Annotated in this window: 22 protein-coding genes and 1 riboswitch; of the genes, 10 read left to right on the top strand and 12 right to left on the bottom strand. The window is 71.9% G+C overall.

Going from position 1 to position 24,117, the window contains the following annotated elements:
• Window positions 1–272 precede the first annotated feature (272 nt).
• The 6 genes from OP04_RS39810 to OP04_RS39785 all read right to left on the bottom strand — a co-directional run bounded on the left by OP04_RS39810 (window position 273) and on the right by OP04_RS39785 (window position 5,880).
• The gene (locus tag OP04_RS39810) at window positions 273–1,043 is read right to left on the bottom strand and encodes a CbtA family protein (protein WP_051799793.1); all 771 of its coding nucleotides are present in this window, start codon (window positions 1,041–1,043) and stop codon (window positions 273–275) included.
• The gene (locus OP04_RS39805) at window positions 1,034–1,231 is read right to left on the bottom strand and encodes a CbtB domain-containing protein (protein ID WP_033345139.1); all 198 of its coding nucleotides are present in this window, start codon (window positions 1,229–1,231) and stop codon (window positions 1,034–1,036) included. Before OP04_RS39805 ends, OP04_RS39810 begins: the two co-directional genes overlap by 10 nt.
• Window positions 1,232–1,264: 33 nt before the next feature.
• Window positions 1,265–1,438: riboswitch (cobalamin riboswitch) on the bottom strand.
• 43 nt (window positions 1,439–1,481) lie between these two features.
• Window positions 1,482–2,216, bottom strand: coding sequence for a tRNA (guanosine(46)-N7)-methyltransferase TrmB (gene trmB / locus OP04_RS39800; RefSeq protein WP_051799792.1), 735 nt, complete (start codon window positions 2,214–2,216; stop codon window positions 1,482–1,484).
• A 149-nt stretch (window positions 2,217–2,365) separates the two neighbouring features.
• Window positions 2,366–3,457: a cellulose binding domain-containing protein gene (locus OP04_RS39795; protein WP_033345138.1), complete on the bottom strand. Its 1,092-nt coding sequence runs from the start codon at window positions 3,455–3,457 to the stop codon at window positions 2,366–2,368.
• A 132-nt stretch (window positions 3,458–3,589) separates the two neighbouring features.
• Window positions 3,590–4,573: a TolB family protein gene (locus OP04_RS39790; RefSeq protein WP_051799791.1), complete on the bottom strand. Its 984-nt coding sequence runs from the start codon at window positions 4,571–4,573 to the stop codon at window positions 3,590–3,592.
• A 620-nt stretch (window positions 4,574–5,193) separates the two neighbouring features.
• Window positions 5,194–5,880: a hypothetical protein gene (locus OP04_RS39785; RefSeq protein WP_408606838.1), complete on the bottom strand. Its 687-nt coding sequence runs from the start codon at window positions 5,878–5,880 to the stop codon at window positions 5,194–5,196.
• Between the two features lie 52 nt (window positions 5,881–5,932).
• Here OP04_RS39785 and OP04_RS39780 point away from each other — a divergent pair, with 52 nt between their 5' ends.
• Complete coding sequence (locus OP04_RS39780; RefSeq protein ID WP_033345136.1) at window positions 5,933–6,568, top strand: O-methyltransferase; 636 nt, start codon at window positions 5,933–5,935, stop codon at window positions 6,566–6,568.
• Here the strand turns inward: OP04_RS39780 and OP04_RS39775 are convergent.
• The 3 genes from OP04_RS39775 to OP04_RS39765 all read right to left on the bottom strand — a co-directional run bounded on the left by OP04_RS39775 (window position 6,555) and on the right by OP04_RS39765 (window position 9,815).
• Window positions 6,555–6,857 (bottom strand): DUF559 domain-containing protein, encoded by a 303-nt coding sequence (locus OP04_RS39775; protein ID WP_051799790.1) that lies wholly within the window; start codon window positions 6,855–6,857, stop codon window positions 6,555–6,557. The genes OP04_RS39780 and OP04_RS39775 overlap by 14 nt on opposite strands.
• A 104-nt stretch (window positions 6,858–6,961) precedes the next feature.
• Window positions 6,962–9,211, bottom strand: coding sequence for a putative bifunctional diguanylate cyclase/phosphodiesterase (locus OP04_RS50625; protein ID WP_051799789.1), 2,250 nt, complete (start codon window positions 9,209–9,211; stop codon window positions 6,962–6,964).
• Between the two features lie 13 nt (window positions 9,212–9,224).
• Window positions 9,225–9,815: a hypothetical protein gene (locus OP04_RS39765; RefSeq protein ID WP_033345135.1), complete on the bottom strand. Its 591-nt coding sequence runs from the start codon at window positions 9,813–9,815 to the stop codon at window positions 9,225–9,227.
• A gap of 346 nt (window positions 9,816–10,161) precedes the next feature.
• Here OP04_RS39765 and OP04_RS50620 point away from each other — a divergent pair, with 346 nt between their 5' ends.
• A complete protein-coding gene (locus tag OP04_RS50620) occupies window positions 10,162–12,300 on the top strand; it encodes an IPT/TIG domain-containing protein (RefSeq protein WP_157240992.1) in 2,139 nt (712 codons plus the stop codon).
• 258 nt (window positions 12,301–12,558) lie between these two features.
• On the opposite strand, the gene OP04_RS39755 is transcribed toward OP04_RS50620, so the two are convergent.
• The gene (locus tag OP04_RS39755) at window positions 12,559–13,476 is read right to left on the bottom strand and encodes a proteasome assembly chaperone family protein (protein WP_033345134.1); all 918 of its coding nucleotides are present in this window, start codon (window positions 13,474–13,476) and stop codon (window positions 12,559–12,561) included.
• 193 nt (window positions 13,477–13,669) lie between these two features.
• On the opposite strand from OP04_RS39755, the gene OP04_RS39750 reads away from it, so the two are divergent.
• From OP04_RS39750 to OP04_RS39730, 6 genes are all read left to right on the top strand, one after another.
• On the top strand, window positions 13,670–15,898 hold the full coding sequence (locus tag OP04_RS39750) for a putative bifunctional diguanylate cyclase/phosphodiesterase (RefSeq protein WP_157240990.1): 2,229 nt from the start codon (window positions 13,670–13,672) through the stop codon (window positions 15,896–15,898).
• 41 nt (window positions 15,899–15,939) lie between these two features.
• Window positions 15,940–17,829, top strand: coding sequence for a glycosyltransferase (locus OP04_RS39745; protein ID WP_051799787.1), 1,890 nt, complete (start codon window positions 15,940–15,942; stop codon window positions 17,827–17,829).
• Window positions 17,771–18,934, top strand: a complete 1,164-nt coding sequence (locus OP04_RS39740; protein ID WP_033345132.1) for a hypothetical protein — start codon at window positions 17,771–17,773, stop codon at window positions 18,932–18,934. Before OP04_RS39745 ends, OP04_RS39740 begins: the two co-directional genes overlap by 59 nt.
• A gap of 48 nt (window positions 18,935–18,982) precedes the next feature.
• A complete protein-coding gene (locus tag OP04_RS55030; RefSeq protein WP_198154147.1) occupies window positions 18,983–19,132 on the top strand; it encodes a hypothetical protein in 150 nt (49 codons plus the stop codon).
• Window positions 19,133–19,205: 73 nt separating this feature from the next.
• On the top strand, window positions 19,206–19,916 hold the full coding sequence (locus OP04_RS39735) for an EcsC family protein (protein ID WP_033345196.1): 711 nt from the start codon (window positions 19,206–19,208) through the stop codon (window positions 19,914–19,916).
• Between the two features lie 57 nt (window positions 19,917–19,973).
• On the top strand, window positions 19,974–21,260 hold the full coding sequence (locus OP04_RS39730) for a transaminase (RefSeq protein ID WP_085067143.1): 1,287 nt from the start codon (window positions 19,974–19,976) through the stop codon (window positions 21,258–21,260).
• Window positions 21,261–21,266: 6 nt separating this feature from the next.
• Here OP04_RS39730 and OP04_RS39725 read toward each other — a convergent pair whose 3' ends face one another.
• Window positions 21,267–21,719, bottom strand: coding sequence for a response regulator (locus OP04_RS39725; RefSeq protein WP_085067153.1), 453 nt, complete (start codon window positions 21,717–21,719; stop codon window positions 21,267–21,269).
• Window positions 21,720–21,913: 194 nt separating this feature from the next.
• Entirely contained in the window at window positions 21,914–22,720 is an 807-nt protein-coding gene (locus OP04_RS39720) for a SigB/SigF/SigG family RNA polymerase sigma factor (protein WP_033345131.1), read from the bottom strand.
• Between the two features lie 260 nt (window positions 22,721–22,980).
• Between OP04_RS39720 and OP04_RS39715 the strand changes: the two genes are divergently transcribed.
• Both OP04_RS39715 and OP04_RS39710 read left to right on the top strand, forming a co-directional pair.
• A complete protein-coding gene (locus OP04_RS39715; protein ID WP_033345193.1) occupies window positions 22,981–23,514 on the top strand; it encodes an RBBP9/YdeN family alpha/beta hydrolase in 534 nt (177 codons plus the stop codon).
• 30 nt (window positions 23,515–23,544) lie between these two features.
• Window positions 23,545–24,042, top strand: a complete 498-nt coding sequence (locus tag OP04_RS39710; RefSeq protein ID WP_033345130.1) for a GNAT family N-acetyltransferase — start codon at window positions 23,545–23,547, stop codon at window positions 24,040–24,042.
• The last annotated feature ends 75 nt before the right edge of the window (window positions 24,043–24,117 follow it).

Below are 24,117 nucleotides of genomic sequence, written 5' to 3'. Positions count from 1 at the left end.
CTACTGAGATTTCGGCGTGGAGGTCCGGACCTGCCGCGATCAAGCAGGCACTTCGTGGCCGAAATTTCATGAAATAGCGGCCCGGATGGCTACGGCATTCTCACCCTGACGCCGAAAGCTCAGTAAGTCCTGAAATGTCGGGCGCGTGGCGCCCCGTGATCACCGCCGCTCCGGACGCGCGACAGCACGCGGACCGGACCGGGCACGCGTCATACGGAAATCGGGGCGTTCCCTGTCGCAGGGAACGCCCCGATCGCCGGGAGTCTGCCGGACTACGCCGAAACGGTGACCGTCTCCGCGCCGGCGGCCTTCGCCGTGCGCGGCGTGAGCAGCAGGCCCAGCGTGGCGCCCATGACCGCCCACATCGCGGCCAGCTCGCCCAGCGAGGCCACCCGGAAATCCCAGATGAGCTGCGGCGACACGTCCGACGGGATCTCGCCGGTGCCGGCCGGCCAGATCAGCAGGATCAGCCCGTAGCCGACCAGGCCGGTCAGCACGCCACCGGTCACCGCGACCGGCGCGGCGAACCCGCGGGCCACCAGCACCTGCCGGACCAGCACGGCCAGCCAGGCGATCGCCGCCGCGGCCGCGATGAGCGAGAGATATTGCGCGGTGCGCGCGTTCACCGTGTCGGGGTCGCCGACCGCGGGCGGGTTCGCCGGGTACTTCAACGCGGGGACCAGCGCGAACGCCACGAAACCGAGGAACGCGAGCAGGCTGGCCCGGCCGAAGTCGGTGCGTCCGGGAAGCCGGTGCCGCACCTTCGCGAACACGACGGCGAGCACCAGTGCGAGGCAGATCGCGACCGCGGTCGCGGCGACCATGCCGCCGAAGACCTGCATGGCGCGGCCGACGAGCGCCTCCTCGGCCGGCTCGCCCGCGGTGCGGGCCTCCTCGACCGTGAGGGCGCGCTCGATGACGGGCTCGACGACTGCGAATGCGACGAGGGAGGCGGCCACCCCGGCCGCGACGCCCGCGAGGGCGCCGCGCTGCAGGATGCCGCCCAGCGTGGGCGTGGTCATCTCGGCCGCGATCAGTGGCACGGGACGCCGAGCGCGTGCCGGCCGTCGTGGGTGAACTCGTGCAGGTACTCCGCGACCTGGCCGGGGACGACCAGCCCGTTCTCCTGAAGGAGCAGGTAGAACACGATCAGCGCGACGGCCGCGAGCAGCCAGGCGAGCAGCGGGACCCGGATCGGCGCGACGGCCGTGGCGGGGGCGGGAGACGGCATGATGGAAGATCCTCTCGTCCATGCCTCGTGGCGATGTGATGCAGCGCCACGGCCGGTCTCCTGGCTCCCGGATCATCACGCCCGTTCCGGCCTTCCCAGACCGCGAGGGTCCGGTGGCGAGGGTGGAACGGGCACTTCCCGGTCACAGTGGCGAGGACCACGCCGGATTCACACCGGCTTCCCGAGCACCGTGGCCTGCGCAGCTTACGCCCCGTGAAAAACCGGCGACAAGAGGAGATGATCTATCTGACTAGGGCTGCTCCTCGTCGACGGCCGAGCGGTGGAAGATCACGTCGTAGATCGGGCGGTGCGCGGCGATGCCCCGGCGCTCGAACTTGGTCATCGGCCGGTGCTCGGGCCGCGGCGCGAACCGGTCGAACGCGTTGGTCAGACCGGGCTCCGCGGTCAGGCTCTCCATCATCGACTGTGCGTACTCCGCCCAGTCGGTGGCGCAGTGCAGCGTGCCGCCCGGACGCAGCCGGGAGCGGAGCAGCCCGAGGTGCGCGGGCTGGATCAGCCGCCGCTTGTGGTGCCGCGCCTTGGGCCACGGGTCCGGGAAGAAGACGTGGATCGCGTCGAGCGAGCCGGGCGCCAGCTGGTGCCCGACCAGCGTCAATGCGTCGCCGAGCGCGACCCGCACGTTGGTCAGCCCGCGGCGCTCGGACATGGCCAGCAGGTTGCCCACGCCGGGCGTGTGCACCTCCACCGCCAGGTAGTCGCGCCCGGGGTCGGCCTCGGCCATCGACACGGTCGCCTCGCCCATGCCGGACCCGATCTCCAGCACGACCGGCGCCTCGCGGCCGAAGAGCGCGGCGAGGTCGAGCGGCAGCGCCTCGGCAGGGTCGAGCGGCACGTCGACGCCGTGGCTCTCCCACAACCGTTCCATGGCGTCGTGATGCTTCGGACTCATCCGCCCCCGCCGGGGATGGAACGTCCGCACCCGTCCGTGGGACAGCGCGTTGATCTGGTCGGCCAACCCGTTCATCTGATCGGCAAGCCTCGTGAGGTGGAGTGCTTCCTCAAGATCAGTGTTCGTCTCGATACTCATCAGACCCCAGACAATACCCAGGGGGTACGACGGAAGCGCAGCTCCCGCCGTACCCCCTTTCGGGTTTGGTGGTGTTTTGTGGTTGTTTATCCGAAAGTGCAGGTGGCGGTAGGCGCGGGATTACTCCCCGTCCACGACGCGATGAACCCGACCGTGGTGCTCGCGCCCGGAGCCAGCACGCCGTTCCAGGCCGCGTTGCCGACCGTCACGTTCGCACCCGATTGGGTGACCACGCCGCCCCACGACTGCGAGACCTGCTGCCCCGCGCCGAACGCGAACCGCGCGGTCCACGAGCGGCTGGCCGTGGTACCCGCGTTCGCGACCGCCAGCTCGCCCTGGAACCCGCCCGGCCACTGCCCGGTCACCCTGTAGCTCGCGGTGCACCCGCCGGCCGGACCGGACGTGGGCGTGGGCGTCGGGGCCGGACTGCCTGTCCCGGTCGGCGTCGGGGTCGGCTGGGTGCCGGTGAGCGCCTGGACCAGCGGCGGGTACCACCTGTTCGCGATCTTGACGTCGCCGGCCGCGTTCGGGTGCACGCCGTCGCCGGTGTCCGTGGCCGGCACGAAACCGGTCCACTGGTCGACCACCGTGACCGGCGAGGCCGCGGTCGTCCTGGACGCGGCCCACGCCGGGATCGCCGCGTTGAACGCCACCGTCCGCGCCGCGCACTCGGTGCAACTCGGCGGGTCGACCGGGATGATCTGCGCGACCAGGACCTTCATGGCGGGATTGCTGGCTCGCATCTGGTCGACCAGCGTGCTGAACGCGGCCAGGATCGTGGCCGGCGCGATGCTGCTCCAGACGTCGTTCGTGCCCAGATGCATGATCACGACGTCCGGGTCGGTGGCGGCCAGCCAGCCCGGCAGCAGCGACTGGTTCGCGATGTTCGTGGCCAGGTAGCCACCGTGGCCCTCGTTCTCACCGTCGTAGACGAAGCCGCAGCCCTGCGTCGGCAGCGTACCCACGAAATCGGTGTTGGTGTATCCGGCGGCCTGCAGCTTCTGCCACAGCAGCGCGCGCCAGCAGCCGGGCGAGCCGGTGATCGAGTCGCCGAGCGCCATGATCCGGACCGGGTCGGCCATCCGGGTCTGGGCCGTTGCGGGCCGGATCATGAGCAGGGTGAGGGCGACCGCGCACACGGTGGCGACGGTCGCGAGGATGCGTGTTCTTGCGGGCATGGTTCAGCTCCGAACGGGATCGCTGCGAGTGAAGGCAGCGTGGCGACGCTCCCGCCGCTGGTGGTGGAAGGCTTGCCCTGCCTCCCGCACGACGGGCCCGAACGGCTCCGGAGATATTTTGTTTCTTCTATGTCATCTTTTCAAGGGGCGCGGATCCGGCTGCGAGCCCTTGCCCAGCGGCACGCGCGTGTTCTGCTCCGGATCCAGCTGGAAGATCCAGGACCGGCCGTCCCGCTCCCCGGTCAGGAACGCGATCCGCGTGGTGAGATAGCTCAGCTCCCGATCACCCGGCACCCCGAGCGTGCGCTTCTTCCCGCCGGCCGTGGTGAACTCGACCAGGCTCAGCGACGACGTGCCCTGCGCGGTCCAGGTCAGGCGCGTCCCGTCCGGCCGCCAGGCCGGGACGGCGGCGAACCCGTCCGTCTGCCCGCCGCCGCCGAACACGGCCACGGCCTGCTCCTTCGCCCCCGCGACCGTGCCCACGGTCAGGCAGGCGTCGTAGATCGACTCACATCGTCCGCCGCGGAACGCGATCCGCTTCCCGTCCGGCGCCCAGGAGACCGCGTCGTCCACGGCGATCCGCTCCGCGAGCGTGCCGCGCGCGGGTACGGGCTTGTCCGCGGGCAGCGGCTGGCCCTTGCACTCGGCGGGGAAGAGCACCTCCGGCTTCGTGGCCGGCTGCGGCGTGGCGGGAACCTCGATGCGGTAGACGGCCGGCCCGCCGGTGCAGCCCGGGGCGGCGAAGGCCAGCCACTTCCCGTCCGGCGACCAGTCCGCGCCGCCGGAGGCGTAGCCGCTGATCCGGCGCTGGTCACTGCCGTCCGCGTTCATCACCCAGAGGCGGTTCCCGGCGAGATAGGCGATCCGCCGGCCGTCCGGGGCCCATCGGGGCCGGGCGGCGGTACCGTTCCGGGTGAGCTGACGCTCGACGCCCCCACGCGTCACGAACACGTTCCCGTCCCGGACGAACGCGACCTCGTGAACGACGTTGCTCTGCTTGCCCGGACCGGCCGGCGCGATGGGCTCGCCCTGCGCTGAGGGCCTGCCCGGTGTGGCCGGGCCGGCTTGCGGTGCGGGCTTGTCCTGTGCGACCGGGCCGGCTTGCGGTGCGGGCATGTCTTGCGCGGCCCGATCGGCTTGCACTGTGGGTCTGTCCTGAGCGGTCGGATCGGCTTGCGCGGCGACCTTGCCCCGCGCGGCCGGATCGGCTTGGGCCGCCGGATTGGTGTGCGTGGCTGCGGTGGCCCCGGCGGCTGCGCTCTCGTGTCGATGCTGCTCGGCCGCCTGTGCTGTCTGCGGGGCCGTCAGCGTCAATGCCACGGCCAGGCCCAGCGCCGCGGCGCCGCGGTCGAAAGGCTTCCTGCGCACCACGGTCTCCCGAGCTCGTGCGATCCTGCGGCGATCGCGGCCTGCTGACGTGTCCGGGCATCCGATCGTCGCAACCGAACGGCACCTGAGCGCTTCCCGTTTCGCACCCTAAGCGGGAGTGCACCATTCAGGCCGTAAATACCGTATTTCGGGCGCGTCTCGGCCCATCTTTGCTGCTGGTCGGCTCTCCTGTCACGAGGTGGCGGCGTGCACGACGTGGCGGTCTGCGCGACGTGGCGGTCTGCGCGACGTGGCGGGCCGCGCGAACTGGCGGGCCGCGCGAACTGGCGGGCCGCGCGAACTGGCGGGCCGCGCGAACTGGCGGGCCGCGCGAAGTCGCGCGGCCCGCCGCTTGCCGGGTTCGGTGGCTACGACGCGGTTGACCACATCGCCGCGAAGGCCGCGGCCTCGCCGGTCAGCCAGCGGTCGATGTCCGCGGGCTTGGACGTCGTGTCGGCGCGGAACACGGAACCGCGCCGCACGTCGACCAGGACCGGCTCCGCGTGCGGGAGGATCAGGCCCATGTGGGCGGCCATGAGGTGCAGCGTGGCGACCACGGTCTCGTCGCTCGGCGGCGTCTCGTCGAAGTGGAGGCGGACGGCTTCCGCGCGGCCGCCCTCGTACCGCAGGCCGAGGTGGGGGTTGATCTTGACTGGAAGCCCGCCGATCACGGCGAGCGCGTCGTGGGTCTGGGCCAGCCACAGCTTGTCCAGGTCGCCGAGCGACTCGAGGTAGCGGGCCGCGCCCGTGGTCGACGCCTCGTAGAGCGGCCGCCAGCGCGGTTTGACCGCCTGCACCACGGCCTCGAGGTGCGTGCCGGGTGTGCGGAACTGGATGTCGGCCTTGAGTGCCTTGACGAGCTGGCCGTGCGGATTGAAGCCCGACTTTGCCTGCCGCGCCCGGCGGAGCCCGCTGACGAACGAGGCCTTCTTGGGGCCGGTGCGGCCGACGTAGCGGGTGAACGAGAGCATCGTCGCGTAGGGCGTGAGATCGTTCTCGAGAGTGGGCACGGTTGAAGATCCTCCCTGGTGGGGTGGCGTCTTTCGTACACACATACTAATCGACGGGTACGACATTTTCGACCCGCGGTGACGGTACGGTGACAGCGTGGAAAATCCGGTGAGCGCGGCACGGCGACGACTGACGACGGACGGGCCGCCGCGCCTGCGGGGAGGAGGGCAGGCCGGCGACTTCCGGGCGGTCTCGCTCCCCGCGCACGACTGCGACCTGCTGCGCGACCTGCTGCTCGCGGAGCGCGCGCGGACCGTGGTGGAGATCGGCCTGGCCTACGGCGCGTCCGCGCTCGCGATCGGTGAGGCGCTGGGCCCGTCCGGCCGGCACTGGGCGATCGATCCGTTCCAGAAGAGCGCCTACGACGACGTCGGCTGGGAGGCGATGACCGCGGCGGGTCTGGAGAAGACCACCACGCTGGTACGGGAGGACTCCTCGGTCGCGCTGCCCCGTCTGCTGCACGACGGCCTGCGGGTGGACGCGGCGTTCGTGGACGGCAGCCACCGCTTCCACGAGGTCTTCGTCGACCTCTACTACCTGCGGAAGATCGTGCGGCCCGGCGGCGTGATCGTGCTGGACGACGACGTGCCCCCGGTCCAGGCCGCGCTGCGCTACTACGTGACGAACCTCGGCTGGACCGAGATCCCCTCCGCGTCGCCGTGGCGCTGCACCGCGATCCGCCTCCCCGACATGCTGACCGAGCCCTCCTACGAGGACTTCACCCCGTTCTGAGCCGTTTTCGTACTCTGCGGATCAGGAGATCCGGGTCGTGGTGGACGTCGTCCGCGGTGACCCGGATGACATGCCGTCCGGCCGCGGCCAGGTCGTGCAGTCGTGCCACATCGCACCGGAACGCGGACTTCTCCCGGTGGTAGTCCCCCTCGTACTCGATCGCCACTCGCTGCTCCTCGTAGGCGAAGCCGACCCGCGCCGGCCGGCGTCCACGGTGAATGATCCGGTGCTGCGGCGTCGGCGCGGCCAGCCCGGCATCGTGCAGCAGCAACCGGACCCGCGTTTCCATCGGCGACTCGGTCAGTCGCTCGGTCAGTGAGAGCGCGGTGCGCAGCCCCGGCAGGCCGTGACGCGGCCTGCCGGCGAGGCTGCTGCTCCGGCGGCGGGCCGCTGTCAGGAGGAGCCGGCGGCGGCGCGGTCGTCGGCGAGGACTCGGGTGAGTTCCTCCGGGGGGAGGGGGCTGGAGAAGAAGAAGCCCTGGCCGAAGGCGCACTGGAGGCCGCGCAGCCGGTCCAGCTGGTCCGGCGTCTCCACGCCCTCGGCGATCTGGGAGATGCCGAGCGTCTCGGCCAGGTTGACCAGGGCCTGGGTGACGGCGGAGCTGGTGGAGTCGTCGCCGAGCCGCTGGACGAACGAGCGGTCGATCTTGATGGCGTGGATCGGGAGGTTCTGCAGGTAGGAGAGGGACGCGTACCCGGTGCCGAAGTCGTCGAGCGCCACCCGCACGCCCATGTCGGCCAGCTCGGTGAGCGTGACCGCGGCGCCGTCCAGGTCGTAGAGCAGTGACGTCTCGGTCAGCTCCAGCACCAGCTTGTTCGCGGCCAGGCCGGATCCGTCGAGCGCCTCGCGCACGTCGTGGACCAGCCGGCCGGAGAGCACGTGCCCGGCGGTGACGTTGACGCTGACCGAGAAGCCGTGCTCGCCCTGCCATCCGACGGCCTGACGGCAGGCCTGGTGCAGCACCCAGCGGTCGATGTCGGGCAGCAGGCCGTTCGCCTCCGCGGCCGGCAGGAACATGGCGGGCGGCAGCAGTCCGCGCTGCGGGTGTTGCCAGCGCAGCAGCGCCTCGGCGCCGGTGACCCGGCCGGTGTCCAGGTCCACCACCGGCTGGTAGTGGATCTTCAACTCGCCGCGGACCAGCGCGTTGCGGAGCTCGCCGTCGAGCTCCATCCGGTGGAGCGACTCGGCGATCATCTCCGCGTCGGCGAACCGGTAGCGGCCCTTGCCGTCCGCCTTCGCGGCGTAGAGCGCGAGGTCGGCGTCGCGCAGCATCCGGCCGGGGTCGTCGTCGTAGCCGACGCCGAGCGTGATGCCGATGCTGGCGCCGACCGCGGCGTCGCCGCCGTCCACGCGTACCGGCAGGGTCAGCTCCGCGAGCAGCCGGTCGGCCAGGCCGGCGGCCTCCTCCGCGGACGACTCCGTGACCAGCACCGCGAACTCGTCGCCGCCGAGCCGGGCCACGGTGTCGCCGGCGCGGGTGAGCGCGCACAGCCGTTCCGAGACCGCCACCAGCAGCGTGTCGCCGGCGGCGTGGCCGAGCGTGTCGTTGACCGTCTTGAACCCGTCCAGGTCGACCATGAGCAGCGCGGGCGTGCCGCCGGACCCGGGCGTGAGCGCGGCCGCCAGCCGCTCCGCGAAGACGGAACGGTTGGCCAGCCCGGTCAGCGGGTCGTGCGCGGCCTGGTGGGCGAGGCGCTGCCGCTGTTCGGTGAGTTCCGCGGTGAGGCGGGACGTCATCCACAGCGTGAGCGCCTGCCGGGCCAGGATCGCGCCGACCATCAGCGCGGTCAGTACCACCACGACCAGGTCGATCGTGCCGGTGCCGAGCACGTGCGCGAGGCTGATGGTCAGGCCCGCGATGGCCGGCAGATAGGGCATGACCCAGCCGCCCACGATGGTGCGAGGTGACCAGGTCGCGTCGCCGCCGGAGGCGAGCGGCAGCCGGGGCGTGCCCGCGATCAGCAGCACGACCAGCACCAGCAGTCCGGCCAGCGCCCGGTCCACGTCGATCCCGGAGTTGATCTCCAAATAGGTGGCGGCCAGGTTGTAGCAGGCGGCCAGCGACAGCGCGCCGCTGAACAGGCCGAGCGCGGGTTGTCCCTGCGCCCCGGAGAAGAGCAGCAGCGCGACGGCGAGAACCGCGAGCGAGCCGATGGTGTACGAGATGGTCACCCACTGCCGCCCGTCGCCCGCGAGCGGTCCGGCGTCGTGCAGCGCGGGCTCGACCGCGAGGATCCAGCCGGGCATCAGCAGCGCGGTGCTGATCTGCACACCGTCCAGCGTCATGCGCAGCTTGCCGGCCCAGCCGGCGGGCGCGGTGGGCAGCATCAGCAGCGCGCCGAACGCGCAGACGAACGTCATCATGGTGGGCAGCGCGACCACGACCGCCGGGACCAGTTCGCGGCCGGCGAGCAGGCCGGCCAGCATCAGCACGTTCGAGCCGAGCCACAGCGTGAGGCCGACCGCGCCGACCGTCCACAGCCAGCGGCGGCCGGACTGCCGGCGCATCGCGGCCAGCGTGTAGGCGACGAGCGCGCCGGCGAGCGCCGCACAGAGGCCGGCCTGCGTGAAGACCTCCGGCAGGACGAGCGCGGCGGCCTGGTAGAGCGCGGCGGCGGTGGCCGCGACGACGGCGTACCGCACGCCAGTGAGCGGCTCAGCGCGGGTCACCGGAGCGGGCCTCCCAGACGAAGTCGACGCCCGTGGGCTGCGGGGTGCTGCTGATGACCTCGTAGGTGAACGCGTACGGGTGCGACTGCTCGCCACCCTCGCTCGGCTGCCACGCGCCGACGCCGGTGCGGTACGCGGTGGACCGGGTCGCGAAGTCGCCGACCGTGCCGTCGTAGACCGTGCTCTCCTCGCCGAACGCGGCGCACGTCGGCCCGCTGCCGGAGACGATCCGCAGGCGCACCTGCCCGGCGTCCGCGTCCGCGTAGTTCGCGCCGTAGAGCCGGACCGACACGTCCGTGTCGCCGGTGTAGTGCACGGTCGCGCAGTGCTGGTCGTCCGTGCCCACGGCCGTGCCGGCGATCTCCAGGCGTGCCGCGCCGGTCTCCTGCGGCGTCACCGAGACGGTGCCGCGCTCCCAGGCCGCGACCGCCGGGGGCAGGGATGCCACGTGCCGTTGCCAGACCAGCCCGCCCGTGAACAGCAGGGCCAGCACGAGCGCGGCGCCGATCAGGTTGAGCCGGGCGCTGCCCGCGCTGCTCTCACTCTCGCTTGCCGCTCCGGCCTCGTTCCCGGCCATGGGAATCCTCCACGTCACCACCGGCGCGACGGGGGATGGCCGCGCTCGGCAGGTTGTATCGGCGTTGCGGACCGGTACCTGAGCGTTGCGCGCCGGCAGCACGAGCGTTGCGAGCCGGGCAGCCCCAGCGTTGCGAGCCGGGCAGCGGCAGCGAGCCGGGCAGCCCCAGCGATGCGGGCCGGGCAGCGACGGCGATGTGTGCGGCGGCGCCGGCCGCACCCGCTGAGACCGCACGAACCCCGGGTGCACCGGTAAAACCCTCAGGCCGCACCCGGCCGGGCCGACTGTGCGGCCAGTCCGGTCCCCGAGCCGTCTTCGGGTGACCGGTCGATCGGAAGGAGCCCGTATGAGCATTACCCGCAGGGGATTCCTGTCCCGTGGCGCTGCCCTGCTCGCGGTGGCGCTCGGCGTCGCGGCCGTCCCGGTCCCGGCCTCGGCCGCGGCCCCGAGGCTCCCGCACGCGGTCGGCGGCTACGTCCAGAGCCCGATCCTGAAGAAGGCGCGCTCGTCGGACGCGTCCGCCGCCGCCGACCTGCCCGCCAGCGTCGACCTGCGCTCCTACGCCCCGTCCCCGGGCGACCAGGGCCAGGTCGGCGCCTGCGTGTCGTGGACCATCGCGTACCAGATCATGGGTTACTACGCGAAGCGTCAGTCCGGGGCGGGCGCGCCCTACGCGCCGCTCTTCCTCTACATGCGCACGGTCGCGTCCGGCGGCGCACCGAGCGCCGGCACGAACCCGGACCACGCGCTGACCACGGCGTCGAACGGCGGCGTGGACACCCAGGACCACTACTTCCAGGGCACCACCGGCTGGCAGACCCCGCCGACCGCGGACGAGATCGAGAACGCGAAGAACTACCGGGTCAACGGCTGGCAGCGGCTGTGGGTCGGCGGCGGTCAGGGCGCGAACGCGCAGGCCGTGGTCAAGGAGGCGCTCGCCTCGGGCCAGCCGGTCGCCATGGGCTTCCCGGTCTACAAGGACTTCATGAACCTGAGGAGCCACACCAACTACACCACCACCAGCGGTACGAGCCTGGGCGGCCACATGGTCGCGGTGATGGGCTACGACGCGACCGGCGTGATCATCCGTAACTCGTGGGGCACCGGCTGGGGCAACGGCGGCGACGCGCACCTGTCCTGGTCGTTCGTGCAGACCGCGGTGAACGGCGCGTACACGGTCAGCGGCATCAGCACGCCGGCGAGCCAGACCGAGCTGGCGCCGTCCGTCGCGTCGCTCTCCGCGAAGTCCGGCCCGGCCTCGGGCGGCACCGCGGTCACGATCACCGGCTCCGGCCTGTCCACCGCGACCGCGGTGCGGTTCGGCGCGACGACGGCAGCGTTCACGGCCACCACGACCGGCGGCGTCACCAAGCTGGTCGCGACCGCGCCGGCCGGGGCCTCCGGCGCCACGGTGGACGTCACGGTCGTCAACGGCGCCGGGACCAGCGCGACCGGGACCGCGACGAAGTTCGCGTACACGCCGAACGGCCCGTCGGTCAGCGCGATCTCGCCGCTGTCCACCGTGCTCTACGGCGGCGTCACGGTCACGCTGACCGGCACGGACCTGACCGGCGTCAAGTCGGTCACGCTCGGCACCCGCACGGTGTCCGCCAAGGCGGCGGCCGGCGGCGGTGCACTGACGTTCGTCGCGCCGGCGATGGCGGCCGGGTCGTACCCGGTCAAGGTCACCACGGCGTACGGCGTGAGCACGCCGGTCACGCTGACCTACACGCTGCCGGACGCGCCCGCGGTCACGGCCGTGTCGACGACCACGGCGTCCACGTTCAAGGCCACGCCGGTCACCATCACCGGCACGAACCTGCTGAAGGCGACGCTGTCGCTGGGCGGGAAGACGGCCGGCGGGACCGTCACGGACACGAAGATCACGGTGTCGCTGCCGGCGCGTCCCGCCGGTGACGTCCCGCTGACCATCACCACGGCCGGCGGCACCACGAGCGTCACGGTCAGCTACGTCGCGCCGCCGAAGCCGGTCGTGACCGAGCTGAGCGCGACCAGCGGGCCGACGTACAAGACCACGCAGGTCGTGATCAACGGGACCGGGCTGGCCGATGCCACCGCGCTCACGCTCGGCACGCAGAAGCTGTCGTTCGTCAGGGTCTCCGCCACGCAGGTCAAGGCCACGTTCCCGGTGAAGGCGGCCGGCACGTACGAGGTGCGGTTGACCACGCCGGGCGGCACCAGCGACCCGGCGACGTTCACCTACGTCGCGCCGGACAAGCCGGTCATCGGCGCGCTGAGCGCGGTGTCCGGCCCGGAGAAGAAGACGATCTCGATCACCATCACGGGTACGGCGCTGAGCGACGCCACCGCGGTCACGCTGGGCGGGGCCAAGGTGTCGTTCGTGAAGGTGTCGGACACGCAGATCAAGGTCACGTTCCCGGCGAAGGTCGCGGGCGCCTACGACGTCCAGGTGACCACGCCGGGCGGTACCAGCGAGAAGGCCACGTTCACGTTCAGGAAGTGACCGCGGCAGTTTCCCCCGGCCCCGGCGAGAGCCGGCCGCGTCGTGAGGCGCGGGCGACCAGAGATGGCGGGCGGTATCAAGACACGTTCTTCGTCTTGATGCCGCAGTTTCCCCCGGCCCCGGCGAGAGCCGGCCGCGTCGTGAGGCGCGGGCGACCAGAGATGGCGGGCGGTATCAAGACACGTTCTTCGTCTTGATACCGTCTGTCGTCGCCGGGAGTGGCGCCGAGCCCGGAGGAGCGGAGCGACGACCAGAAATTCAGTCGTCGTTGCGGGACTGCTCGGCGAGGAAGCGCTCCAGTTCCGCGCCCAGCTCGTCCGCGGTGGGGAGTTCGACGGCGGGGCTGGCGAGCAGGCTGTTCGAGGCGCGGCCGCGGACGAACGCGTCGTACTGCTGCTCCAGCGCGCCGACCAGGTTGCGGCCCTGGTCGTCCTCGGCGATCTGCCGGTCCACCTCGGCGCGGACCTCGGCGGCGGACGCCCGCAGCCCGTCCAGCGTGAGCAGCAGGCCGGTGGAGTGCGACACGGAGCTGAGCAGCGTCTCGGCCGCGGCCGGATATTCGGTCTGCGCGAGGTAGTGCGGCACGTGCACCGCATAGCCCATCGCGTCCTTGCCCTGTTCACCGAGCCGGTATTCGAGCAGGTTGCCGATGCTGGCCGGCACCTGCACCTTCTGCATGAACGACTCCTGATCGCCGAGCAGCGCGCGCCGTGTGGCGTGGCCGGTGACGCTGGTCGGCCGGGTGTGCGGGACCGCCATCGGGATCGCGTTCAGCCCGATCGTGAGCCGGACCCGGAAGCGCTCGATGAGCTGCGTCACGGCGGCGATGTACCGCTCCCACTGCAGGTCCGGCTCCGGGCCGGTGAGCAGCAGGAACGGCGCGGAGACCTCGTCGTGCACCAGGTGCAGCGCGAGCTGGGGCGCGTCGTAGCTGACCCAGTGGTCGCGGTCGAAGATCATCGTGGGACGGCGGGACCGGTAGTCCATCAGCGCGTCGTGGTCGAACGTCGCCAGCACGGTGCTGTCCAGCGTCGTGAGCATGTGGTCCACTGCCAGCTGGGTGGCGCTGCCCGCGTCCACGAAGCCCGTCATCGCGTGCACCAGCACCGGCTCGTCGAGCTCAGCGAGCGTCGGCAGGTCATCGGTGAGCTGGTAGAGCCCCTCCGGATCGAGCACCGGTCTCTCCCCCTCCATGCAAAGAACAAACCGACTCGGCCAACGTCCCGGTGCGGCGCCTCATTCCCGCATCACCGGGCGTTCCCCGCGAAATTCTCTCAAATTTCCCCGACGGCGTACGCGGCGGCCGCCTCATCTCGCCCTTCGCGTGGCCGATGAGGGATGAGTCGGGTTCCGGATCGCGGGGAGGATCATGCGCCGATCAACGGTGGCCTTCTACGGCGCGGCCGGCGTCGTGGTACTGACGGTGACCGCCACGATGCTGCTGGCGCCGTTCTCGCTGTCGGCCCGGGTGATCCTGCCGTGCGTGGCGATCCCGCTGGTGGACGTGACCGCGCTGGTGTTCGCGATCCGGGCCGCGCGCCGTCCCGGACTGGACGCGGCGACCCGGCGGGCCTGGCTGATCATGTCCCTGGCGTTCGCCGCGCTGCTCACCGGCACCGTGCTGTTCATCGTGTACCGGGACAAGTCCGCCCTTTTCCCCTCGCCCGGCGACCTGGTCCGGCTCGGGCTGTTCCTGCCGCTGATGCTGGCCGGCGTGCTGTCCATGCCCCGGCGCGCGAGCGGGCGCCTGGACCGCTGGAAGGTCATCCTGGACGTGGGTGCCGTGCTGGTCGGCGGCGCGATGGTCATGTGGTACTTCGTGGTCGGGCCCGCGGTGGCCGGCGCGTCCGGGATGGAGGCGGCCGATGCGGCGGCGGCGCTCTCGTACCCCATCGGCGATCTGCTTCTGCTCTTCGGCGTGACGCTGGTGCTGGTCCGGGGCGTGGACGCGGCCGCCCGGCTGCCGATGCTGCTGGTCGGCGCCGGCTGGATCTTCGAGATCATCAGCAATGCCTACCTGGGCTGGCTGGCCTCGCATCCGGGCACGCTGGCCGCGACCGCGTGGCAGTACTGCTGCTGGACGACGGCGGACGTGATGCTGGCCGCGGCCGCGTTCGAGGCCTCCCGCTCCGAGGGCGCGGCCCGGCTGGAGTCGGTGAGCCGGGCCTCGGTGAGCCGGCTGCCCTACCTCGGCGTGCTGGTCGGCCTGGCGCTGCTGGTCGTGGCCACGCTGCGCGAGGGCGAGATCTATCCGTGGACCGGGCTGGTGCTCGGCGCGCTGGTGCTGGTCGGCATCGTGGTGCTGCGGCAGGTCGCCACGCTGCGGGAGAACCACGAGCTGGCGATCACGGACGGGCTGACCGGCCTGGCGAACCGCTCCCGGCTGCACGACGCGCTCGGCCGCGCGCTGGTCCGCGGGCAGCGCTCCGGCCAGTCGACCGCGGTACTGCTGGTCGACCTGAACGGTTTCAAGCAGGTCAACGACGGGCTCGGGCACGCGGCCGGCGACCGGATGCTGGTGGAGTTCGCCGGGATGCTGCGCCGGGCCGTGCTCGGCTCGGACGTGGTCGGGCGGCTGGGCGGCGACGAGTTCGCGGTGGTGCTGCACGACATCGGCACGGCCGCGAACGCGCAGTCCGTGGTGCGGCGGCTGCGCCAGGAGATGGAGCTGCCGATCCTGATCGGCGACGTGGTGGTGCAGGTGCGCGCCGCGATCGGCGTGGCGCTGACCGGTCCGGGCGAGCACGGCGCGGACGCGCTGCTGCGGCTGGCCGACGAGTCGATGTACCGGGCGAAGCGTGCGGAGCGGGACGGCGCCGACCCGGACGTGGAGGAGCTGGCCGCCGCGCTCGGTGACGCGGTCGCGGCCGGACAGATGCGCGTGCACTACCAGCCGATCGCGACGCTGCCGGACGGCCGGATCGTGGGCGTGGAGGCGCTGGTCCGCTGGGAGCACCCGGAGCGCGGCACGGTGGCGCCGCTGTCGTTCATCCCGCTGGCCGAGGAGACCGGCGCGATCCGGCAGATCGGCGCGTGGGTGCTGGAGCAGGCGATCGCGCAGGTCGCGGCGTGGCGGACGGCCGGGCACATGTTGCACCTGGCCGTGAACGTGTCACCGCGGCAGCTGGAGCCGGGGCTGGCCGACCGGGTGTTCGCGGTGCTGGACACGTACGGGCTGCCGTACCGGGACCTCATCGTGGAGGTCACCGAGAGCGTCCGGGTGGAGGACCCGGTGGCCGTGGCGGAGCTGCGCAGGCTGCACGAGCGCGGGATCCGGATCGCGCTGGACGACTTCGGCACCGGTTACTCCACGCTGCGCTACCTGACCGCGCTGCCGGTCGACATCCTCAAGATCGACCGGTCGTTCGTGGCGAAGCTGGACGGCACGCCCGAGGGCAAGGTCGTGGCCGAGACCGTGCTGCGGCTGAGCCAGATGATGCACCTGGAGACGGTCGCGGAGGGTGTCGAGTCGCCGGGGCAGGCCGCGGAGCTGGCCGGGCTCGGCTGCGTCAACGCGCAGGGCTTCCATTTCGCCAGGCCGATGGCCGCGGGTGCGGTGTCGGACCTGCTCGCGGAACAGTCGGCGGCCAACGTCTGATTTGCCGTTAAAGCAGCAAATTTCCGTCATATCGTGTGGGAATGGTGAAGCAGGCGGGTGTCGGGGTCCCGGTCGGGGACCTGCTGGTCGACGCGGGGCTGCTCACCCGGCAGCAGATGTCGGACGCGGTGAAGACCAGGGTGCGTACCGGCGCCCGCCTGGAGACGATTCTGATCACCTCCGGCGTGGTCCGGCGGCTGGACATCTACCGCGTGCTGGCCCGCGGCTGGGAGATCCCGTACCTGGAGGATCTGGACGCGTACCCGGTGGACGAGCAGTTGCTCTCGGGCCTGGAACCGACCGAGCTGGTGGCCGCGGCCTGGTTCCCGGTGCGACGGCACGACGACGGCTCGGTCCTGGTCGCCACCGCGGAGGCGCCGTCCGAGCGCCGGCGCGTCGAGGTGTCCCGTCGGCTCGGCGGCGCGGAGGTGCGGTTCGCGGCCGTCACCGGTCTGGACATCGACGTGGCCGTGATGCACGGCTTCCGCGGCCTGGTGCTGGAGGAGGCCAGCCTCGGCCTGTGGCGCCGCGACGAGAACCGCTCCGCGCGCACCGTGCTCAGCAAGGGCCAGCAGTGGTTCTTCGGCGTGGTGCTGGTCGTGCTGGTGGTGCTCTCGATCCTCTACCCGCGCTCGGTCCTGGTCGCGCTCTCCGCCACCGTCGGCGCCGCGTTCCTGGTCAGCGTGTGGTTCAAGTTCGCCATCTGCCTGTCCGGCGCGCGGTTCGAGCGGTTCGAGGTGGTCACCGGCGCGGACGTGGCCGCGCTGCGCGACGTGGACCTGCCGGTCTACACCGTGCTGGTCCCGGTCTACCGCGAGGCGAACGTGGTCGGCGACCTGGTGGCGAACCTGGGTGCGCTCGACTATCCACCGTCCAAGCTGCAGATCCTGCTGCTGCTGGAGGAGGAGGACGACGAGACCCGGGACGCGGCCAAGGCGGCCCGGCCACCGCAGACGATCACGTTCGTCACGATCCCGGCCGGGCAGCCGCAGACCAAGCCGAAGGCGTGCAACGTCGGGCTGTTCCTGGCGAAGGGCGAGTTCCTGGTCATCTATGACGCGGAGGACAAGCCGGACCCGGACCAGCTCAAGAAGGCCGTGGTCGCGTTCCGCCGTGGCGGGCGGAGCCTGGCCTGCGTGCAGGCGGCGCTGAACTACTGGAACGCGGACGAGAACGCGCTGACCAGGATGTTCACGCTCGAATACTCGTTCTGGTTCGACTACATGCTGCCGGGCCTGGACGCGAGCCGGATGCCGATCCCGCTCGGCGGCACGTCCAACCACTTCCGCACGGACGCGCTGCGCCGGCTCGGCGGGTGGGACCCGTTCAACGTCACCGAGGACGCGGACATCGGGATCCGGGCGGCCGCGCTCGGGCGGACCGTGAGCGTCATCAACTCCACCACGTTCGAGGAGGCGAACCGGGCGTACGGCAACTTCATCCGGCAACGGTCCCGGTGGATCAAGGGGTACCTGCAGACCACGCTGGTGCACCTGCGGCAGCCGATCACGCTGCTGCGGATGATCGGGTTCCGGTCGGCGTTCGGGTTCGCGCTGCTGGTGGGCGGCACGCCGCTGACGTTCCTGTGCGTCCCGCCGCTCTACCTGCTGTTCGCGATCTCGCTGCTGCTGCCGCCGGGCGCGCTCTCGCCGTACTTCCCGGGCTGGGTGCTGTGGAGCGGGCTGACCAACCTGCTGCTCGGCAACTCGCTGATGATCTACGTGTCGATGATGGGCGCGTTCAAACGACGGCGGTACCGGCTCGTCGCCTGGGGCCTGGTGAACCCGCTCTACTGGCTCATGCACTCGATCTCCGCCTACAAGGCGCTCTGGCAGCTGATCACCCGTCCGCACTACTGGGAGAAGACCACCCATGGCCTCAGCACCGTCGCGGGACACACGCACACCGCAGACGGCGCCGTTTCGACCTGAGTGGCCACCGCGGGCGCCGTCCACGGTCACCAGCCGTCCGCAGCGGGCCAGGACGCTGCAGCACGAGCGCCGGGCCGGCACGCTGCGCCGCTGGGCGTTCCGGCTGGCGCTGGCCTCGCCGTACGTCGCGCTGGCGCTGTTCTGGACCGGCGACCAGTCCGCCAACGCGGCCCTGGACCGGGAGGGCGCGGCCATCGCGTGGGGCTCCGACGACCTGAGCTTCGTCAGCACGCTGTTCCCGCCACTGCCCGCGGCCGTGGCCGGGCTGGCCCCGTTCGGCGCGCGCGGTGCCGGCCTGGCGGGCGCGCTGGTGGCCGGCGTGGTGCTCGGCGTGCTCGCGGAACGGCTCTCCCGGTCCGGCCTGCCGTTCTGGCTGGTCGGCGCGCTGCTGGCCGGGCTGGGCGGGATGCCGGTGTTCGGCCGGCTCGCGGTCGGCGACCTGGGGCAGTTCCTGGTGGTGGCGCTGCTCTCTCTGGGCCTGGCCGGGATGGTGCGGTTCGCGGCGGACGGGGACACCGGCGGCGGCTTCACCTGCGGGCTCGCCATGGGCGCGGCCGTGATGTGCGACCTCTCTGCCGTGCTGTTCACGGCGATGCTGGCCGTGGCCTGCGCGGTGATCATCCGCCGGCACGGTTTCGGCGGCGCGGACGTGGCCCCCGGGCTGATCGGCGCGACCGTGCTGGTGATCGTCTTCCCGGCCGCGTCCGCGCTGCTGGGCTGGGCCTTCCTGGAGTGGCGGTTCGCCGGCACGTTCTTCGAGGGGCTGGACGGCGGGTGGGGACCGAGCATCGTCACGGACGGGCTCGCGGCACTGGACGACCAGCCGTGGCGGGCGCTGGGGGAGGCGCTGCTCCGTACCCCCGTGTTCCTGGCGGTGTTGATCCTGTCGTTGTTCCACCGCCGGTGGCTGCTGGCGCTGCTGCTGCCGGTGCTGCCGCTGGTGGTCGGGCTGGCCGTCGCGCTCGGCCTGCCGCTCTCGCCGGACGAGTGCCTGCTGGTGCTCGGCGTGGCCGCGGTGGTGGTGCCGGTCCGCCCCGGCCGCGTCACGATCGTGGTGCTGTCCGCGGCGATCGCGGCCCAGCTCGGCCTCGGATGGTTGTGGTGAGGTGGCGCGGGGGTATCACAGTGGAAACGTCACCGAGGAGGCCCCACCATGGCACGCATCGTCGACCGCATTCAGCGATTCCTCCGCTCGCCCTCGGGCCGCAGCGCCGCCCAGCGCGTGCAGCGGGAGCTCGCGAAGCCGCAGACGCAGCAGAAGCTGCGCGGACTCCTGACCCGGTTGTCCGGCCGTCGCCGGTAACCGGCATCCTGTCCTTCACCACCAGCACGTCTTCCGGAGCGCACACGTGACCGTACCCTCGGATGGGTTTGACATCTCCGCCCCCGCACCCGATGACGACGACCCGATCGCCGAGGACGAGTCGATCGCCGCACCGCCCGGCGGGCTGTGGGACCGGATGAAGAGCGATCCGCAGTACGCACCGGAGCACCTCGCGCTGGAGGCCGTGCGCCGGCTCGGCCCGCAGGCGCGCGACTGGGCCGAGCGGTCCCGCGCGGCCCAGCCGGGCGTGCCGGCCGACGTGCTGGCCCGGCGCGCGACCAAGCGGTTCCGCACGCACGCGCGGCTGTCCGGCGCGGTCTCCGGCGCGGCCGGGCTGCCCGGCGCCGTGGTCGACGTGGGCGTGCTCGCCTGGACCCAGGCGCGGATGGTGCTGCACATCGCCGCCGCGTACGGCGTCGACCCGACCCACTCCGACCGCGCCACCGACCTGCTGGTCCTGCAGCGGGTGCACAAGGTCGCGGAGACGGCCAGGACCGCGCTCGGCGTGGCGGCCGGCCGGGAGCGGGCCAGCGCGCTCTTCGCCCGTGCGGGCGGCGCGCCGCTGACCGGCGTGATGCTGCGGCTCGGACTGCGGCTGGCACAGATGGCGGGCGTGCGCGCGGCGAAGCGGATGTTCGCCAAGGTCGTGCCCGGTGCCGCGGTCGTGCTCGGCACCTGGGCCAACTCCAGCGCCACGACCTCGCTGGCCAAGCGCGCGGTGGAGATCTACCGGGACACGCCGCCGCGCGCGCTGACCTCCTAGCCTTCCGGGGGACCCCGGAAAACGTTATCTTGAAGGGCCCGGATCGGAGCGCTGCACATGATCGACCGCGGTCGTCTCGCCACGCTGCTGGCCCGGGAGCGCGCCACCTACGCCGATCGCAGCCCGCGCTCCGCCGCGGCCCACGCGCGCGCCGAGCACCTGTTCGGCCGCGCGCCGATCACGCTCTATCTGGACAGTGCGCGCGGCGCCCACGTGACCGACCTGGACGGCCACGACTACGCGGACTTCTGCCTCGGTGGCACGGACGCGATGGCCGGGCACTCCCCGGCGCCGGTCACCGAGGCGCTGCGCCGCGCCGGGCTCAGCGCCACGCTGCCCACCGAGGACGCGGAGGCGGTCGGCGCGGAGCTGGCCCGCCGCTTCGGGCTGCCGCTGTGGAGCTTCGCGCTCACCGCGACGGACGCGAACCGGTGGGCGATCCGGCTGCTGCGCGCGGTCACCGGCCGGCCGCGCATCCTGGTCAACAGCCACTGCCACCACGGCGCGGTCGACGAGACGCTGATCGTGACCGGGCCGGACGGCCGGCCGCGCAGCCGGGCCGGGACCGTGGGCGCGCCGGTCGACGTGCTCACCACCAGCCGCGTCGTGGAGTTCAACGACGTGGACGCGCTGGCGCGGGAGCTCGCGCACGGCGACGTGGCCGCGGTGCTGATGGAGCCGGCGCTGACCGGCGTCGGCATCGTCACGCCGGAGATCGGCTACCTGGCCAAGGTCCGGGAGCTGACCCAGCGATACGGGACATACCTGATCAACGACGAGACGCATACGTTCTCCGAGGGGCCGGGCGGTGCGACCCGCGCCTGGGAGCTGCAGCCGGACGTGGTCACGATCGGGAAGGCGATCGGCGGGGGCGTGCCGTCGGCCGCGTACGGGATCACCACGGAGCTGGCCGACGCGCTGGCCACCCGGTCCGATCTGGACCTGTCCGACGCCGGCGGCAACGCGCTCTCGATGGCCGCGACCAGGGCCACGCTGACGTCGGTGCTCACCGACGCGGCGTTCGCGCACATGATCTCGATGGCCCGCGCGTTCGCGGCCGGCGTGCGGCTGGTGCTGGACCGGCACGGACTGACCTGGTCGGTGTGCCAGCTGGGCGCGCGGGTCGACTACCGGTTCGTGTCACCGGCGCCGCGCAACGGCACGCAGTCCGCGGCCGCGGCCGACCCGGAGCTGGAGGACTACCTGCACGTCTACCTGGCGAACCGGGGCGTGCTGCTGGCACCGTCCCACAACATGGCGCTGATGTGCCCGGACACCACGCTCGACGACGTGGCCCGCCACCAGGAGGCGTTCCACGGCGCGATCAAGGAGCTGACGAGCTAGTTCGTTCTAGGACCAGGACTGCTTCGGGAGCACGACGATCTGGCCGAAGAACTCGTCGATGTTGCGGACCACGTTCTCGAACTCGTCGAGGTCTATCGGCTTCGTCACGTACGCATTCGCCTGCAGCGTGTAGCTGGACAGGATGTCCGTGTCAGCCTTCGAGGTGGTCAGCACCACGATCGGGATCAGCCGCAACCGCTCGTCCGACTTCACCTCGGCCAGCACCTGCCGGCCGTCGACGCGGGGCATGTTGAGGTCGAGCAGGATCAGGTCGGGGCGGTGCGCCTCCGCGTGCTTGCCCTCGCGCCGCAGGAACTGCAGCGCCTCCTGCCCGTCACCGACCACGTCCACGTGCTTGGGGCTGCCGGAGGCCTCCAGCGCCTCCTCGATCATGAGCACGTCGCCGGGATCGTCGTCGACCACGAGGATGCGGACCGGCTGCGTGGAGGTGGACATCATCACCGGTGGTTCCTCTTTCGCTCGCGTGCGGGACCGCAGTCTATGACACCCGCGCCGCGCTCCCCGGATACCTGGGTCCGCTTCTCGCGCTTTTCGGATACCGACGGTGACGTGAAACGGATAGAAGCGTGCCGGCCAAGCACGGGGGAACCTGGCCGGCACGCGGATCTTGGAAGGGCGCAGCAGCGCGGGTCTCAGCAGCCGTCCGGACCGAAGTGGCCGCGGAGCTTGGTGAGCGCGCGGGTCAGCAGCCGGGAGACGTGCATCTGGGACACGCCGATCTGGTCGGCGATCTGCGACTGGGTGAGGTTGCCGTAGAAGCGGAGCGTGAGGATCTTCTGCTCGCGCTCGTCCAGCGTCGCCAGCGCCGGGCCCAGCGCGACGCGCAGCTCGGCCAGCTCGAACTCGCGGTCGACGCCGCCGAGCGTGTCGCCGAGCTCGGTCGAGCCGTCTGCGGTGGCCGGGGTGGAGAGCGAGGTGGCCGTGTAGGCGCGGGCACCCTCGAGGCCCTCCAGGACCTCCTCCTCCGTCACCTTCAGGTGCGCGGCGATGTCCGCGACCGTCGGGGAGCGGCCCAGCGACTGCAGCAGCGTGCTGTTCGCCTCCGAGATGGCCAGCCGCAGCTCCTGCAGCCGGCGCGGGACCCGCACGTCCCAGGTCCGGTCGCGGAAGTAGCGCTTGATCTCGCCGATGATGGTGGGGATCGCGTACCCGGCGAAGTCGACGCCGCGCTCCGGGTCGAACTTGTCGAGCGCCTTGATCAGTCCGATCGTCGCGGTCTGCTCCAGGTCGTCCATCGGCTCGCCGCGTCCGGAGAAGCGCAGCGCCAGATGGCGGGCCAGCGGCAGCCAGGCCTCGATCGCCTGGTCACGCAGCGCCTCCCGGGACGGGTGTCCGGCGGGCATCGCGCACAGGGTCGACAGGAGTTCGGTCGCGCGGTCCGCCTTCGCGGCGCGACTGAGCTCCGGGGCCTTCGTGTCTGCCGTGGTCGTTGCGGTCATGGTGGTCCTCCCAGCACCTCGGTGTCCTCCGAACCCCGGGGGCGCAGTCGACGGTTGGTGCACGCTATCGACCGGGGGCTCGGCGACCTGCTTACTAGCCGCTGGCCTCCGGGCTCAAACCACCTTTTCCAAGAATATTTGCTGTCCACCAATCGAGTTCGATTAGCATGTCGCTCCGTAGTTGAGCAACTACGAGATGTGACGGACTTCCGACTCTGTGACGGCCTTCGCGCGCAATGACGGATGTCTATGATGTGGCCGTGGCACGGATACTTCTCGTACCCGGGCGAAGCGCCGCCTCACCCGACCACTGGCAGTCGCGCTGGGCGGCCGACCACCCGGACTACCAGTGGGTCCCCCGTCCCCGCGGCCCGCTCTTCGACCTCGACCTGCGCGTCGCCGCGCTGCACCGGGCGATCACCGCGTCCCGCGAGCCCGTCGTGCTGGTCGCGCACAGCGCCGGGTGCATCGCGACCGTGGTCTGGGCGAGCCTGCACGCCGGCCCGGTGAAGGGCGCGCTGCTGGTCGCGCCGCCCTACATCGATCCGGAGTGGAAACCGGGGCCGGACGATCCGGACGAGCCGGCCATCGACGTGCCGCGGCACGCGCTGCCGTTCCCGGCCATCGTGGTCGCCAGCCGCACCGATCCCTATGCCGAGTTCGAGGAGTCCCGCGACTACGCGCAGGACTGGGGCGCGCAGCTGATCGACGCAGGTGACGCCGGACATCTGCACAGCGCCGCGGGGTACGGCCCGTGGCCCGCCGGCGAGCAGCTCCTCAAGAACCTGCTGTGAGAAACGGCCCGAGCGTTCTAGGGTCGAGTGATGATCACGGTGCGGCGGGCTGAATCGACGGACGCGGCAGAGCTGGTACGGCTGCGGGCCGTCATGATCCGGGACGCGTTCGGCGAGGGCGACGCACCGGAGGGGGAGTGGACCGGCATCGCGGAGCGGCAGTTCCGGGTGCGGCTCGGTGACTCCGCCGGGCTGCTGGCCGCGTTCGTCGTGGACCGGCCGGACGGCACCGGCCTGGCCGCCTGCGCGGTCGGGAGCGTGGACACGCGCATCGCCAGCCCGAATTCGCCGACCGGCGAGGGCGGCTACATCTTCAACGTGGCCACCGATCCGGACTACCGGCGCCGCGGCTACTCGCGCGCGTGCATGGAGGAGCTGATCGAGTGGTTCGCCAAGCGCGGCGTGGCCCGCGTGTCGCTGCACGCCTCGCCGGACGGTGAGGCGGGGTACCGCGCGCTCGGCTTCACCCCGCCCCGCCACACCGCGCTGCAACTCGACCTCTGGCACCGCTTCGCTCAGGAAGTCTGAGCGGCACCGATTCGCTCAGGAGGCTTTCGCTCAGGAGGCTGCAGCGGCGGCCGATCCGTCTGGTCACACCACCGC

This window comes from Catenuloplanes japonicus (assembly GCF_000717135.1).
Classification (GTDB): domain Bacteria; phylum Actinomycetota; class Actinomycetes; order Mycobacteriales; family Micromonosporaceae; genus Catenuloplanes; species Catenuloplanes japonicus.
This window is presented reverse-complemented; position numbering and strand designations above follow the sequence as displayed.